Raw genomic sequence first — 14,363 nt, 5'->3', positions numbered from 1 at the left:
GTTTGTCTTTTCCTTATACTTCATTTTATTATATCAGCCTTTTGAAAAATTCGTTTGTACCTCTTGAATCGGCCAATATCGTAGATCAACTTTACCGACAACTGTATCAGCTTTCACAAAACCGAAGTGCCTACTATCCCAGCTACCAAGGCGGTTGTCACCAACTACAAAAATAGAACCGGGTGGTACAAACTTTTCTTTCGTTAACTCTTCTAGTTTAAAATCGCCTGTTAATTGCCGTCCATTTGTCTCTTTCTTATACGTCTCTAAATAAGGTTCATCCACGAATTGTCCGTTTATATATAATTTATCATGCTTATATTCGATATGATCCCCAGGTAAACCGATAATTCGCTTTACATAGTCCTCTTTTTTATTCGCATGAAAAACGACGACATCAAATCGATTCAAGTCCCCTACTTGATAACTCACCTTATTCACAACGAGCATATTTCCATCTTGCAATGTCGGCATCATTGACTTCCCCTCTACAACATACGTTGAAAAGAAAAACGTTCGAAAAAATACAGCTAATAGTACACCAATTAAAATTGTTCTTACCCACTCTAGCCCTTCTTTTTTCAAAGTTTTCTTCATTCGCTTCTCCCCTCGCCCTTTAATGATGAAGCTTATTTTTGCAAAGAAGACTTTTCCTAATGTAGTTCTAACTTTACTTCAATTTTTTTACCGACATACCATAAAATAAAAATAACAACGCCCACAATAACCGATTTCACCGGCTTATGAATAAATGACACTAAATCATGACCGATATACGTTAAAATAAAGATCATAACAAGCTTTCCAAATGCTAATGCTAGTCCAAACTGTTTTACGCTAATACGAGACAAACCAGCTACAACATTTATAAGCGCAGATGGTGTGAACGGAAAACAAAATATAACAAAGATTGGCGCGAACCCTTTTCTTTCAATCCATCCCATCGCTTTTCGCACTCTCTCATGCTTATTTACAAAAGAAAAGAAACGACTTCTTCCAAAGCTACGAATAATGAAAAATACAAGCATTGCACCAATTACTGACCCAATCCATGAATAAAGAAAACCGAACCAAAAACCAAATGCAACAGCATTCGCCAACACAAACACAATGAGTGGCAATGCCGGAATAAGCGCCTCAATCATCGGTAAGCCAATACCGAGAAGCGGTCCGAACGCACGATAACTTTCAACAATATGATCCATATTTTCTGGTGAAAAATACTCTTTGATCGTTTGAAAATCCATTCTACACTTTACCCCTTTACTCTAATTACTACCTCTACTGTATCATCGCTTAAATGAAAGAGGAAATGGTAGATACGACATATGGAGATGTATTTATTAAAGTTTCCATATCATTCGCTAGAATTCCTTCATTATTATGCTATGATAATCTTTCAATATTCGACAAGGTTTGTTGTACGTTTGGTTGTTTGAGGAACAATATTTTTTGATGATTTTTTCGGTAAATGAAATTACACTGGTGATTTTCTGAATACATCGACCACAATTTGATTTTTATCGACTTTCCGACAAAAACAGACAAATAAAAAGGATGAGTCTCCCCACCCTTTCCCTCTCACACTTCGCCTTCCTTCACAAAATACACTTTCTCATATGCTGGTGTTAATTTAGATTCTTCATTTTTATCAATCTCTTTAAAGCAAGGATTTCCTTGTTTTTTCTTACGATCTTCATACTCTGTCCGTAATTTCGCTGTACGATTTTGCTGATTTTCAAAGCTACTTTTTGACATTTCTAGTTTCACAGCGAAACCATTTATAAATCTAATAATAAGATTTCCATCTTTTAATTCTTTATTATCTTCAATATGAAAATGAGATAACCACGCACACTCTTTTCGAGAATAAGAATACGTAGGGAAAAAATAAAGTTGATCTGTCGGGCTAATTGCGATAGGAGCTTTATGTGTAATACGAGTTAACTCCTTCGTTCCTTCTTTTCTTCCAAAGAAACTAGAACCATGCTTCCGGCAACTTCTCTCTATAATATCAAGAGGCTTTTGAAATACGAAAAAAGAATCTTCCATTTCTACAATTCGCGTAACAACTTTCTTTTCTCCTAGAACAACAGGAAGTAAGGCCATTGTATTTTTGCTTACAACATAGTTTTCGACATAACGTTCTACTTTACTTTCCATAGTCTACTGTCTGCTACTACAAATATAGGCAAATGTATATCCTTAGAGTATGTAGTTTTTGCACGCTAAGAATACTTTTATCTATACTCGCTCTTTTGTTAGTAACAGATTTTTCACCTCTCTTTTTTTAATTTTCGATTGCTATTTAATTTCCCTTTTATAGTAGCACCTACGAAAAGGAAATGGTTTACATTATGCGATTCTTTACAAATACTTATAATAAATCAAATATAATACAAATATGTTAATAGAAATATATGGATATCAAGAGAATAATCTGTATAAAAAGAGGATTCTATATACGAAAAAAGAATTTATATCATTTGTAATATGTTTAACACATTCCCCTTTTCATATAATTACAGCAATTAATTTTGCTATAATTAAAATATAAATCAAATATACGGAGGTCTCTCATGGAAGAAAAGCAAGATCATCCAACAATTCAAATGAAAAATAGTAGCATTGTTATCGTAAAAAATTCAGCGAGTATTATATTCGGTTTATTTTTTATTTTACTGTTCTTCGCGAAGTCTTTTCGTAAATCTAAATGTCCAGAATGCAAGAAACGTGAAAAGAAAAAAGCTGTGAAAGAACACTAAAAGGCCTTCCTTTACGGAAAGCCCTTTTTACATACTGATTGCCATTTCCTTCATTCTTCTTCACCCTCAAAAAAACCTACTATTTTTTTTCCAAGATTCTCTGTATCTCTTTCAACCTGTACTATGATTATATATGGTTCTTGATCTAAATACCGAGAATGAGACTTCCTCAAATCAATTACCGTCACTTTATCATTTTCATAAGTTTTCGAGTACGCCTTTATTTCTTCAATCGTACTTTTTAGGCTGTCTTTATTACTAATATAAATATCGTATATCTCACCAACAAAAAAAAGGATGGCATAAGCCATCCTTTTTTCTATAATAAACTATAAAATTATAGTTTGATTACGTTTTTAGCTTGAGGTCCACGGTTGCCATCTTCGATTTCGAAGCTAACTTTTTGGCCTTCTTCTAAAGATTTGAAACCATCAGTTTCGATTGCAGAGAAATGTACGAATACATCGTTTTCGCCTGGAACTTCGATGAAACCGAAGCCTTTTTCATTGTTAAACCATTTTACTTGTCCTGTAACTGTCATAATTATTTCCTCCTACGAAAATACATTTTATTTAGTCTTCATGTATAAAAAAAGAATCCACACATTATCAAATTCGAAACATAAACTAGTTCTCACATACTTTTCCCGTTTGTTTTCGGCATTTGATAATATATGGATTGCTTAATTTAATTATTCAACTGGTATTATCATAACACACTTAAAATAGAATGTACAATCTTTTTAAAAATAAAATTTCTAAATTTTAGTATTTCTTATAAAATATAACCATACCTATTCTAATAAGGAGGCGTGTATGACAGAAATAATCCCTAAAAAAACATTAAAGAGAATTGAAAAAGATATTGAAAATAACAACCTTGGAAAAGCAAGAGATAGATTACACGGATTAATCACTACTTATCCGAATGAATTAGCACTTAGGAAAAAACTCGGGGACATTTACTTTACATTACAATACCCAGAAATGGCCGGACGGTATTGGTATCTTGAAAAAGAGAAAACAGATGTTATGCACGCGGCATGTCTACAATTTGAAAAATCGATGGGAAACGACTCTTATCATATTGTACGTGCTTTAAAATTCAAAGGAGATCGTAACATTATTACAGGACTACACACCGAACGTCCCTTACAGCCATTGCAGAAAAAAGTGATAGAGGAACTAATTGATGATTATGAAGAAACATGGAAAGACAAACTATTTACATGGGGCTGCCTATCATTATTCGCATTCCTTCTTTTTACTGCTATCGTTGGTATATTCACTATATTAGATTGGATATTTTAAATAGAAGTGAACGTTCCACAATACGACGACAAATAAAATTACATCCACTTTCCGACAAAGTTTAACAATGTCAGCGACGTAATAATAAATAAGAAAAGTGCCCTAAAAATATTTTTTGGGGCACCTACTTATACCTTTATTTCGTAAACTGTTCTTCTTCTGTGGATCCTTTTAGAGCAGTCGTTGATGAAGTACCGCCTGTAATCACTTGTGCTACTTCATCAAAGTATCCTGTTCCTACTTCGCGTTGATGGCGCGTTGCAGAGTAACCGTATTTCTCTGCTGCGAACTCTGCTTGTTGTAATTCAGAGTACGCTGCCATGCCGCGCTCTTTATAACCACGCGCTAATTCAAACATGCCGTAATTTAATGAATGGAATCCAGCAAGCGTTACGAACTGGAATTTATAACCGTACGATGCAATTTCTTTTTGGAAGCTTGCAATCGTTTTTTCATCTAATTTTTGTTTCCAGTTAAAAGAAGGGGAACAGTTGTAAGCAAGTAGCTTCCCTGGATATTTCTTATGAATTGCGTCCGCAAAGCGTTTTGCATCTTCTAAATTTGGCTCCGACGTTTCACACCAAACGAGATCTGCATACGGCGCATACGCTAAACCACGTGCAATTGCTTGATCAAGACCTGCTTTCGTATGATAAAACCCTTCTGGCGTTCTTTCGCCTGTAATAAACTCTTGATCAACTGGATCGATATCGCTCGTAATTAAATCTGCCGCATCTGCATCTGTTCTTGCGACGATAATTGTTGGTACACCCATTACATCCGCAGCAAGACGTGCCGAAATTAAATTACGCACCGCTGTTTGCGTCGGTAATAATACTTTACCGCCTAAATGCCCGCATTTTTTCTCTGAAGATAATTGGTCTTCAAAGTGCACGCCAGATGCACCCGCTTCAATCATCCCTTTCATTAATTCAAATACGTTTAACTGTCCACCAAACCCAGCTTCAGCATCCGCCACAATTGGGACGAAATAATCCGTATCACCGTTACCTTCCATATGCTGAATTTGATCAGCACGTTGAAGTGTTTGGTTAATTCGTTTTACAACAGCTGGCACACTGTTCGCTGGGTATAAGCTTTGGTCCGGATACATATGTCCAGAAAGGTTCGCATCTGCCGCTACTTGCCAACCGCTTAAATAAATTGCTTTTAATCCAGCCTTCACTTGTTGCATCGCTTGGTTTCCTGTTAATGCTCCAAGTGCATTAATATAATCTTCTGTATGAAGTGATTTCCAAAGCTTCTCTGCACCGCAGCGCGCTAACGTATGTTCAATATCAATCGATCCGCGCAGACGAATTACATCTTCAGCTGTATATGGACGTGTTATCCCTTTCCAGCGCGTATCTAATTCCCAGCTTTCCTGCAATTTATCAATTCTTTCGTTTTTCATATGTTCCATCCCCTTTTCTTGTTTCTTATAAAATTTCATAACCCGGTAATGTTAAAAACGGCATGAACTCGTTATTACGAACAAGGTTTGTAAACAGTTTTGTAGCTTCTTCAAATCTCCCCTTATTAAATGCTTCCTTACCAATCTCTCTTTCTATTTTTGCTAGTTCTTCTTCTTTCAATTCTTCCATTAATTTAAAAGTGATATTACGGCCATCACTTAGCTTTCCACCCTCATGACGAATCCACTGCCATACTTGTGCTCTTGATATTTCTGCTGTTGCTGCATCTTCCATTAAGTTATAAATTGGAGCTGCTCCCCGCCCGCTTAACCAAGATGCAATATATTGAATACCGACGTTAATATTCGTGCGAAGACCACCTTCTGTAATCGTTCCCATCGGTACTTCTAATAAATCCTTTTCTGTTACACGTATTCCTTCACGCTTTCTAAAAATTTGATTTGGCGTTTTCATTATGTGATTAAATACTTCCATTGCAACCGGTACAAGTCCCGGGTGGGCAACCCAAGTCCCGTCATGACCGTCTAAAGCTTCGCGCTCCTTATCAGCACGCACTTTCTCGAAAGCTGCCTCATTTGCTTCTGGATCATTTTTAATTGGGATTTGCGCCGCCATCCCTCCGATTGCTGGCGCATTACGACGATGACACGTTTGAATAACTTTCAAAGAATACGCGCGCATAAACGGCGCTGTCATCGTGACTTGCGCTCTATCCGGAAGTAAAAATTCATTATGATTACGGAAGCTCTTTAAGAAACTAAATATATAATCCCATCGCCCGCAGTTTAAACCAGCAGAATGATCTCTTAGTTCATACAAAATTTCATCCATTTCAAATGAAGCGTGAATCGTTTCTATTAACACAGTCGCTTTAATCGTTCCGTTCGGAATACCGATATACTTTTGAGCAAATACGAAAACATCATTCCATAATCTTGCCTCTAAGTAACTTTCCATTTTCGGTAAGTAAAAGTACGGGCCACTTCCTTTTGCTAAAAGCACCTTCGCATTATGGAAAAAGTACAAGCCAAAATCTACTAAACTGCCAGACATGTTCTTGCCATCAACTTGCATATGTTTTTCTTCTAAATGCCACCCTCTCGGACGCACAATTAATACAGCTGTTTTACTATTTAAACGATATTCTTTTCCGTTTTCATTTTTATGTGAAATCGTTCCCTTATTCGCATCTCGTAAGTTAATTTGACCTTCGACAGCATTTCTCCAAGTTGGTGCATTCGAATCTTCAAAGTCTGCCATAAAAAGATGTGCTCCTGAATTTAAAGCGTTAATGACCATCTTTCTATCCACCGGCCCAGTAATCTCCACGCGGCGATCCTCTAAATCTTTCGGAAGCTGGGCAATTGTCCAATCACCTTCACGTATGCTTTTTGTTTCCTCTAAAAACTTCGGAAACTCTCCCGCATCAATTCGTTTTTGTTTCTCCACACGCTTCTGTAAAAGTTCTATGCGGCGCCCATTGAAATTTTCATGTAGTTCTTTTAAAAAACTAAGCGCCTCAGGTGTCAATATTTCGTTGTACGCTGGTAACATTTCTCCGGCCAGTGTAACCCGTGAAGTTTGCGTCGACATATTAGCATCCCCTTCTTAAACTGTTTTATAACAGATTTGATTTTATGTTTTATATTATATAACAAATCTTCAGAAAAGGAAGTTTTTTTTGAAAATTCACTTCGTTTTTTTCAAACCGCCTTTCTTTCGCGCTTTATTTCACACAAAAAAGGTCACTGTTATACAACAATGACCTTTTCCTATTCTATTTCCAGTCTTCTTTCAAATGATAATTAATAATCGCATTGTTTATAAACTGAGCATATTGCTCTCTAGGTACAAAGCGATTTAATTCATACATACCATTACCAGTTCCTCTTACAACATTATTAGATTGGAGTGCACTAATTGCATCTTCTGCCCAATGACCTTTTGGGACATCTTTAAATGTATGTTTTTGTTTCACTTCAAAAGTAAATGCTTTTTTTAGAACGACAGCCATTTCTGCTCGGGAAATTGGCGCTTTCGGCCTAAAATTTCCTTGTCCATCCCCTTGAAAAACACCACGTTTTGTTAATGCTAAAATTTCTTTTTTGAAATTCGTTGTACTTTCAGACAGATCTTTATATGGATTCGCTACTGATCCTTCTTCTTTCATTTCAAGTGTTCTGTAAATAACCCCAGCTACTTGTTCACGTGTTGTAAGATCTCCAACACCATACTTTCCGTTTCCATACCCTACTATAATTTTATGATAAGCTAAATCCATAATAGCATCAAATGCCCAATATCCGTATGGAACATCATCAAATACAATCATTTCCGGATACTCTTCCGCTTTTACAGGCGCAACATTCGTTCCTACAAATAGTCCTCCTACCATTGTCGCAATCATCATAGCACTCAATATTTTTTTCTTCATTGTCCTCTCTCCCTATTTCTATTTAATTTAAAATAGAAAAATAATAGATAATACGAAGTTATCCATACTACATATGAAGCATTTCCAAATAACATGAGCAAATATTTTTAGTCATGTATTTTCATAAGCTTCACTGATTTAGGAGTATTCATTTATTGATGAATGTACGATAAAATGCAAATCTTCTAGAAGAAACATTTTTACCACCTTACTCCTTCTTCTATTGTCAAAAGGGAAGTGTCCAATCTAATGTGATATATAATGAAGTATTCTATAATCTCTTTATGATCTCCTTTGCATTTTGAAATTTCACTTTATTGCTACAAATAGTGAGATAAGTAGATTATGTTGCACTCGTATTCACCGATAGTTCCTTCTCTGCTCCCTTTCGAAAAGTAAATGCCATTCCTACAAATATTAAGGCAATCCCTACAATTTGCATACTCGTCGGTCTGAATCCAGTAAAGATCGTATCTAACAAAATTGCAACAGCAGGATCTAAAAACACTAATACAGAAATAAGTCTCGTCGGTAAATCTCTTAAACTGTCAAAAAATAAGTAATATACAAACCCAGTATGTATAAGTCCTGTCGCAGTAATCATCATCCAGTTCATCTCTGTTAATCCTTGAAACTTCCCGAAATCTACGAATGGTAGCAATAAAAATATACCTAAAAACGTTTGTAAAAAGGTCATCGCATATGCACTCGTATGCTTAATTCCTTTTCCGAGCAACGTTGTAAAAGCATAAAATAAAGCCGCAAGAAGTGCCCATACCATTCCAGATGACATTAATTTCTCAAGCGACATACTACCGTCCACTCCAGCTACTAACACTGTGCCGATAAAACAAATAACAATGGACATAACAGCAAATACTGTAAGTCTCTCTTTAAATACGATACTACCGATCATTAATACGATAATTGGAGCGAGATGATACACTGAAATCGCAATTGTAATCGACATGAGTTCAAACGCTTTAAATAAAAACACCCAGTTAAAAACGAGAAATACGCCACACGCTAATATTTGCACAATTTCTTTTTTATTCCATTTCTCATTTTTATATTGTCCTGTTGCAAACCAACATAGCGTTAAAAATAAAGTCGCACAAATACAACGAATAAATACTAATTCAAAAGATGGTAAACCCGTTTGGACAGAAAAAAATCCAATCGATCCGAAAATAGACATCGAAAGGATCATTTTTATAGCCGGCATTGATTTTGAATGAAACAATTTTCTCCTCCCCCTACAATCATCTCTTTATAAACTAAAAATTCTAAAAACATTACATATCATTATATATCACAATTGAAAAACTGTAAAAAAATAGAATGTAAAAAGTAGAGTTCACACCAAATTTTCATAATAAAAAAATCATCCTTTATTTCTTATAAAGGATGATTTTTTTGCTATTTATTCAGAGGAATTTCACTATATATAAACTTAAATATACTATTTTTGAAGAGTAAATTGTGAAACAATCTGCTTTAATCCTCCTGCTACGCTATGCAGATGCTCAATTGAAACTGAGATTTCTTGAACTGATTTTTCTTGCTGATGAATAGACTCTTTTACCCTATCAGTTCGATCAGATGATCTTTGGGAAATTTGAGCCATGTCTTCTGCAGAAGCAGAAATCTCCTCACTACTCGCTGCAATTTCATCTGTAGACATAGATACAGTTTGAATTTGATTAGATACTTGCTGCACTTTTTCAGTGATTTTTCCAAATACTTTTTCTGTATTCATCACTACTTGTGTACCTGCCTGTACCTCATTATCTACTTTCCCCATCATGTCTACCGTATGGTTCGTTGTTCCCATAACTTGAATAATAAGTTTCTCAATTTGTTTTGCAGAATCACTAGATTGTTCTGCTAATTTTCTTACTTCATCTGCCACAATTGCAAATCCTCTACCACTTTCTCCAGCACGTGCAGCCTCAATTGCGGCATTTAATGCTAATAAGTTAATCTGAGAGGTAATACCTTGCATAACATCAATGATTTTAACAATCTCTTCTGATTGTTCCTTCATAGTCTCAACTTGTTTGACACCGCTATGTACTGAATTTTGGATTGTATCCATCTGTTGAATCATTTGTTTCATTAATTTGTTACCACTCTCTGCATCTAATGCTGATTGAGCAGACAATTCATTTACAGAGGATGATGTATTCACTATACTCTGCATTCCTTGTGTCAACTCTTCCATCGCACCCGCAGTTTGTTCCATTGCTTGCATTTGGCTCTCTGCGCCATTGGCAACTTCTTCAATATCCATAGTGATTTTCTTTGCTGCACCGCTAGATACTTCTGATGCAGATACTACTCCGTCTGCATGTTGGAATAAAAGCTGAATATTATTCTCTACTTCTTGCATATTTGTTCTTAGCCCTGCAATCATCTCGTTAAAATCACTTACTAATATACCTAATTCATCTTTAGCATTATACTCACCATGTACAGTTAAATCTCCCTCTTTTGCTCTTTCCATCATACGACTAACCGTTTGTAAAGGAGCAACTATAAGTTTGCTAATAATATAACTTACTATACATATAATGATTGTAGTAACTACTGCAAGAATGATAAAGGTAATAACGGACCGATCTATCATTTTTTGAGAATCTTTAAATACTTGGTCAGCTAAATTTGAAACATACTCTTCTAAATCTACAGCATAAGCAGCTAACTCTACTCCCTTCGGTTTTAAGTCCTTTTGAAATTCGTTTACCATTTGAGATTCATTTGTTCCCTTTGCTTTGTCAAACAACTTCTTATATGTCTCCATATAACTTGGCAAAGATTTGTTCATCTTCTGAAACAGTTCATCCTCTTGCTTACTTAAATTAACGCCATCATCATATTCTTTTAATAAAGAATCATATTTTTTAAGATCCTTTTCAACATTACCAATAATCCCTTCTTTATTTGTCCCTTCATTTTGTGACGTTGTAATTAATTCTAGTAAGTTATATTCTAGTGAATTTTGTGTACGAAGCATTCCTTCTAATAAAACTGCAGAATTTTGATAATCATCTACTACAACCTCTGTATCGTGCTTAATCTTATTAATAGAATTAATTGCTACACAACTCATAATTGCCATGCCCAAAACTGCTAATGAGATAAGTAAGAATAATTTATGTTTCACTTTTAAATTTTGTAAAAAATACATATTTCCACCTTTATTCCTTTATATATAGATTTTTAGAATTTTATAGCTTATTATTTACAAAATCACAATAAAAAGCAATGATAAATATTCCCAATACCAAACTTATATTTCTATAAACAAGAAGTAGCATAATCGCTACTTCTTGTTTTTTTGTTTTTCATATTGTTCAAACGTATGAATTCTTTCGAAAATTGGTGGATGTGTATATAAGAAAAACTTCACTAACGCAGGTGGATTTACTTGGCTTAAGCTCGTTTTTGATAAATATTGAAAAGTTTTCACACCTGAATTTCCATCTTTCGTCATATCTAAAGCGTATTGATCTGCCGCTCGTTCCTCTATACGAGAAACGTAGTTTGTTGCTGGTTGTGCTGCAAAAGATAATAAAGAGGAAATTAAGAAAAATAAAGGTAAAATTGAGAAACATGCTAATTTTGGAATTTGCAGTGTATCTCCCCATTTTCGAATACACATATTTATAATACGACTAATTAAATACATACCTATAAACGATAGCAACACATAGCTCGCAACGCCCCAATATATATGTTTCATAACATAATGCCCTATTTCATGGGCCATAATAAATAAAATCTCTTTATCTTTTAATTGCTTAAGTGTTGTATCCCACATTACAATACGGGCGTTAGGGCCAATTCCCGTTACGTACGCATTTAACGAATTCGTTTTTTCCGACATATTTACTTCATATACGTGTTTAGCTGGAATATCAGCTTTATCTGCGATCGCTAAAATTTTCGTTTCTAATTCCTTATTTTTCAGCGTTGAAAAATCATTATAAAGTGGATCAATTACAACAGGTTGCACAAACGTTAAGAAAATCGTAAACGGAACAGAGAGCGCCCATCCTGCTAGCCACCATCTCTTCGGGAATTTACGGATGAGCCATAACAAAACCGTAACAATGAGTAACATAGTCGCATAGTTCACCCAAAAATCGATGACATGATCTTTTATCCAGCTTTGTGTGCTTTGCGTAGATATTCCGTAATCAACGGACACTTTACGCCCGATCCATTGCATCGGTAATGCAAGAACTGTTGTTAGTAGTGATAAATAAAAGAAATAAATCGCAACTTGTAAGACATTTATTTTGGTCGTTTCCTTCGACCATTTCTCAAACTTTTTTGAAATACCGAGCACGAGTACAAATAATAAAATAATCCATTCAAGAGGCGTCGCTAAAAAGAACAGTAAATTTTTCACACGCGAATAATCTTGACTTAGCGTAAGCTCCCTCGCATTCATAAAGGTTTCTGGATCTGCACTCGTTCCTTTATACATGTCCGGAATGAGTTCATGATTCCATCCAAATAAATACCAATATATAAGTAACGCAAACCCAACGTATAAAAAAAGCGACCACCCAATAACTTTCCTCACGCTATTCCCTCCTCTATGCTGCCTGTCTATTATTATTGTAAGTTCGTACTTTCAAAATTAGAACAAGCTAATCGTGATAATTGCTCTAGCTCGTTCAATTTACATAAAAAAACTCTTCTATTACAAGAAGAGTTTCACCGGCTCATAATCTGGTATAAGAAATGTACTTACAAACCAGTGCCTTTTACATATCGTATATATTCATAGTCCTTAAAATCCTTCTTAAGGAAGTACATCTATTAACAAACTAAAATCTTGCAAAGAAAAAGAACTATATTTCATAATACCTTGTACAGTTAAAAGTAAAATAAGACCCATCACACACATATAATTAATACTTTCTTCATGCTTTTTCTCAGCAACTACTCCGCCGCTTATACATAATATTCCTAACAAATGGAGTGCTAAATACATAAAGAAATACGCTTCCTCCCAGCGAAGAATAACATTGACTGTCGTTATCAGCACTATACTAAGCACAATCAAATAAAAAAACTTATTTGATGATATTGTTTCATTCATATAATTTTATACATCCCTTTCAAATTTCGAATTAATGATGTTTCAAAGCTATAAAGTAAATGATTGTTTTCATGCCATAAAACAAAAGGAAAGCCACTATTACTTTCTCGAATACTTTATGAACCCACATATACTTCTCTTCATTTTTTTTGAAGATGCGCTTCATCATTTCTTCTACAATTAGACCAAATATTAGTAAAACCCCTAACACAATAAGAAGAGAAATAATATTTTCTTTTAAATGAGTACTAGAAAATAAGTAATACTCTGGAAACACAATCGTATCTACTACAGGTTGAAGCCAATGGCAAACGTTTCTATCACACATATCTGTAATAGACGTAGAATCTATAATGTCTTTCAATATTTTTTCAATCGTTTTCTTCATCTCATTTACTCCCCACTACGTCTGAAAAGATTTTTTCCTGCTCTACATATATAGCTGGCATTTCTTTACTCCAATATTTGCGGTTAACAAATAAAAAGATGAGTACTAAGTTTAATCCCGTTATAAAAATAATAAGTCCTGGAAAGAACGTCGTATAGTTTGAGAAATCTGCAAAACTCATGATTTTTTCTCTACTTACTAGGAAAGATGCACAGAGTACAAATGTATTGTTTAACATATGTATCGCAATTGGCATGAGTAAGCTTTTCGTACGAATATATACGATTGATAATACGATACTAAATACGGCGGCACCGAGAAAATCGACATGTAATATCGCAAATAAAAGTGCTACAACGACCATTGCTATACTAGTACCCCATTTTGCTGCAAAACGCTGCAGTAAAAACCCTCGAAAAACAAACTCTCCGACAATAGGCGCGATAAATACAACCCTAATAAATTGAAATACATATCCCCCGGTACTATCTATAATCGGTTCATGCAAGGCATTCATAATAAAATCTGGTGTAATCCATGCAAAGCTGTACATATATAAAATAAGATAGCCGTAACTAAACATACAAAGCATAATCGCGATGTACAAAACTTGCACTAGGTTAAATGTTTCGTTTCTATTAATAAATAATGAAAATGAAACACGATGCTTTCTATATCCGTAAAAAATCCATATTATTGGAAGGATATAAAATATAAGCATATTTATAAAAGATGAATTCTGTATATGAAATGTACTTTCTAGCAATTCATTACTGCTTCGTGCTATTAAAATTAATAGTGCAAATACAATTAAAAAATATCTAGCTCGCATCGTTTGAAACGGATTCACATTCATCTCCTCCCCATGTTACTTTTATCATATCATTTGAATCTTAATTTTTTGTGAAAGAAAA

General features: G+C 34.6%; 16 protein-coding genes and 1 pseudogene. 2 read left to right on the top strand and 15 right to left on the bottom strand.

Annotated features, from left to right (window positions below; genetic code table 11):
* Positions 1-33: 33 nt before the first annotated feature.
* The 4 genes and pseudogenes from lepB to MR066_RS04905 all read right to left on the bottom strand — a co-directional run.
* On the bottom strand, positions 34-597 hold the full coding sequence (gene lepB, locus MR066_RS04920) for a signal peptidase I (protein WP_002011277.1): 564 nt from the start codon (positions 595-597) through the stop codon (positions 34-36).
* Between the two features lie 56 nt (positions 598-653).
* On the bottom strand, positions 654-1,247 hold the full coding sequence (locus tag MR066_RS04915) for a TVP38/TMEM64 family protein (RefSeq protein ID WP_002011278.1): 594 nt from the start codon (positions 1,245-1,247) through the stop codon (positions 654-656).
* Positions 1,248-1,581: 334 nt separating this feature from the next.
* On the bottom strand, positions 1,582-2,163 hold the full coding sequence (locus MR066_RS04910) for a competence protein ComK (protein ID WP_002011279.1): 582 nt from the start codon (positions 2,161-2,163) through the stop codon (positions 1,582-1,584).
* A 49-nt stretch (positions 2,164-2,212) separates the two neighbouring features.
* Positions 2,213-2,290: pseudogene (locus MR066_RS04905) on the bottom strand (RNA-guided endonuclease TnpB family protein); the annotation flags it as partial.
* A 289-nt stretch (positions 2,291-2,579) separates the two neighbouring features.
* Between MR066_RS04905 and MR066_RS04900 the strand changes: the two are divergent.
* A complete protein-coding gene (locus tag MR066_RS04900; RefSeq protein ID WP_098167252.1) occupies positions 2,580-2,765 on the top strand; it encodes a hypothetical protein in 186 nt (61 codons plus the stop codon).
* Positions 2,766-2,815: 50 nt separating this feature from the next.
* Here MR066_RS04900 and MR066_RS04895 read toward each other — a convergent pair whose 3' ends face one another.
* Both MR066_RS04895 and cspA read right to left on the bottom strand, forming a co-directional pair.
* Complete coding sequence (locus tag MR066_RS04895) at positions 2,816-3,076, bottom strand: hypothetical protein (protein ID WP_242246154.1); 261 nt, start codon at positions 3,074-3,076, stop codon at positions 2,816-2,818.
* A 26-nt stretch (positions 3,077-3,102) separates the two neighbouring features.
* Positions 3,103-3,306: an RNA chaperone/antiterminator CspA gene (gene cspA, locus MR066_RS04890; protein WP_002011282.1), complete on the bottom strand. Its 204-nt coding sequence runs from the start codon at positions 3,304-3,306 to the stop codon at positions 3,103-3,105.
* 274 nt (positions 3,307-3,580) lie between these two features.
* On the opposite strand from cspA, the gene MR066_RS04885 reads away from it, so the two are divergent.
* The gene (locus tag MR066_RS04885) at positions 3,581-4,075 is read left to right on the top strand and encodes a DUF6584 family protein (RefSeq protein ID WP_002011284.1); all 495 of its coding nucleotides are present in this window, start codon (positions 3,581-3,583) and stop codon (positions 4,073-4,075) included.
* A gap of 136 nt (positions 4,076-4,211) precedes the next feature.
* On the opposite strand, the gene aceA is transcribed toward MR066_RS04885, so the two are convergent.
* The 9 genes from aceA to MR066_RS04840 all read right to left on the bottom strand — a co-directional run bounded on the left by aceA (position 4,212) and on the right by MR066_RS04840 (position 14,299).
* Positions 4,212-5,489 (bottom strand): isocitrate lyase, encoded by a 1,278-nt coding sequence (gene aceA, locus MR066_RS04880; protein ID WP_002140795.1) that lies wholly within the window; start codon positions 5,487-5,489, stop codon positions 4,212-4,214.
* 25 nt (positions 5,490-5,514) lie between these two features.
* Positions 5,515-7,104, bottom strand: coding sequence for a malate synthase A (aceB, locus tag MR066_RS04875; protein WP_242246153.1), 1,590 nt, complete (start codon positions 7,102-7,104; stop codon positions 5,515-5,517).
* A 184-nt stretch (positions 7,105-7,288) separates the two neighbouring features.
* Positions 7,289-7,945, bottom strand: a complete 657-nt coding sequence (locus MR066_RS04870) for an S-layer homology domain-containing protein (RefSeq protein ID WP_098167250.1) — start codon at positions 7,943-7,945, stop codon at positions 7,289-7,291.
* 343 nt (positions 7,946-8,288) lie between these two features.
* On the bottom strand, positions 8,289-9,188 hold the full coding sequence (locus MR066_RS04865) for a DMT family transporter (RefSeq protein ID WP_098167249.1): 900 nt from the start codon (positions 9,186-9,188) through the stop codon (positions 8,289-8,291).
* Between the two features lie 219 nt (positions 9,189-9,407).
* Entirely contained in the window at positions 9,408-11,135 is a 1,728-nt protein-coding gene (locus tag MR066_RS04860; protein ID WP_242246152.1) for a methyl-accepting chemotaxis protein, read from the bottom strand.
* Between the two features lie 135 nt (positions 11,136-11,270).
* Positions 11,271-12,539 (bottom strand): M48 family metallopeptidase, encoded by a 1,269-nt coding sequence (locus MR066_RS04855; protein ID WP_088038842.1) that lies wholly within the window; start codon positions 12,537-12,539, stop codon positions 11,271-11,273.
* Positions 12,540-12,761: 222 nt separating this feature from the next.
* Positions 12,762-13,061, bottom strand: coding sequence for a hypothetical protein (locus tag MR066_RS04850; protein ID WP_088292285.1), 300 nt, complete (start codon positions 13,059-13,061; stop codon positions 12,762-12,764).
* 31 nt (positions 13,062-13,092) lie between these two features.
* Entirely contained in the window at positions 13,093-13,449 is a 357-nt protein-coding gene (locus MR066_RS04845; protein WP_242246151.1) for a hypothetical protein, read from the bottom strand.
* Between the two features lies 1 nt (position 13,450).
* The gene (locus MR066_RS04840; protein ID WP_242246150.1) at positions 13,451-14,299 is read right to left on the bottom strand and encodes a CPBP family intramembrane glutamic endopeptidase; all 849 of its coding nucleotides are present in this window, start codon (positions 14,297-14,299) and stop codon (positions 13,451-13,453) included.
* Positions 14,300-14,363 lie beyond the last annotated feature (64 nt).

Origin of the sequence: Bacillus cereus group sp. BfR-BA-01523 (genome assembly GCF_022662615.1) — a bacterium.
GTDB classification, from domain to species: Bacteria; Bacillota; Bacilli; order Bacillales; family Bacillaceae_G; genus Bacillus_A; species Bacillus_A mycoides.
This window is presented reverse-complemented; position numbering and strand designations above follow the sequence as displayed.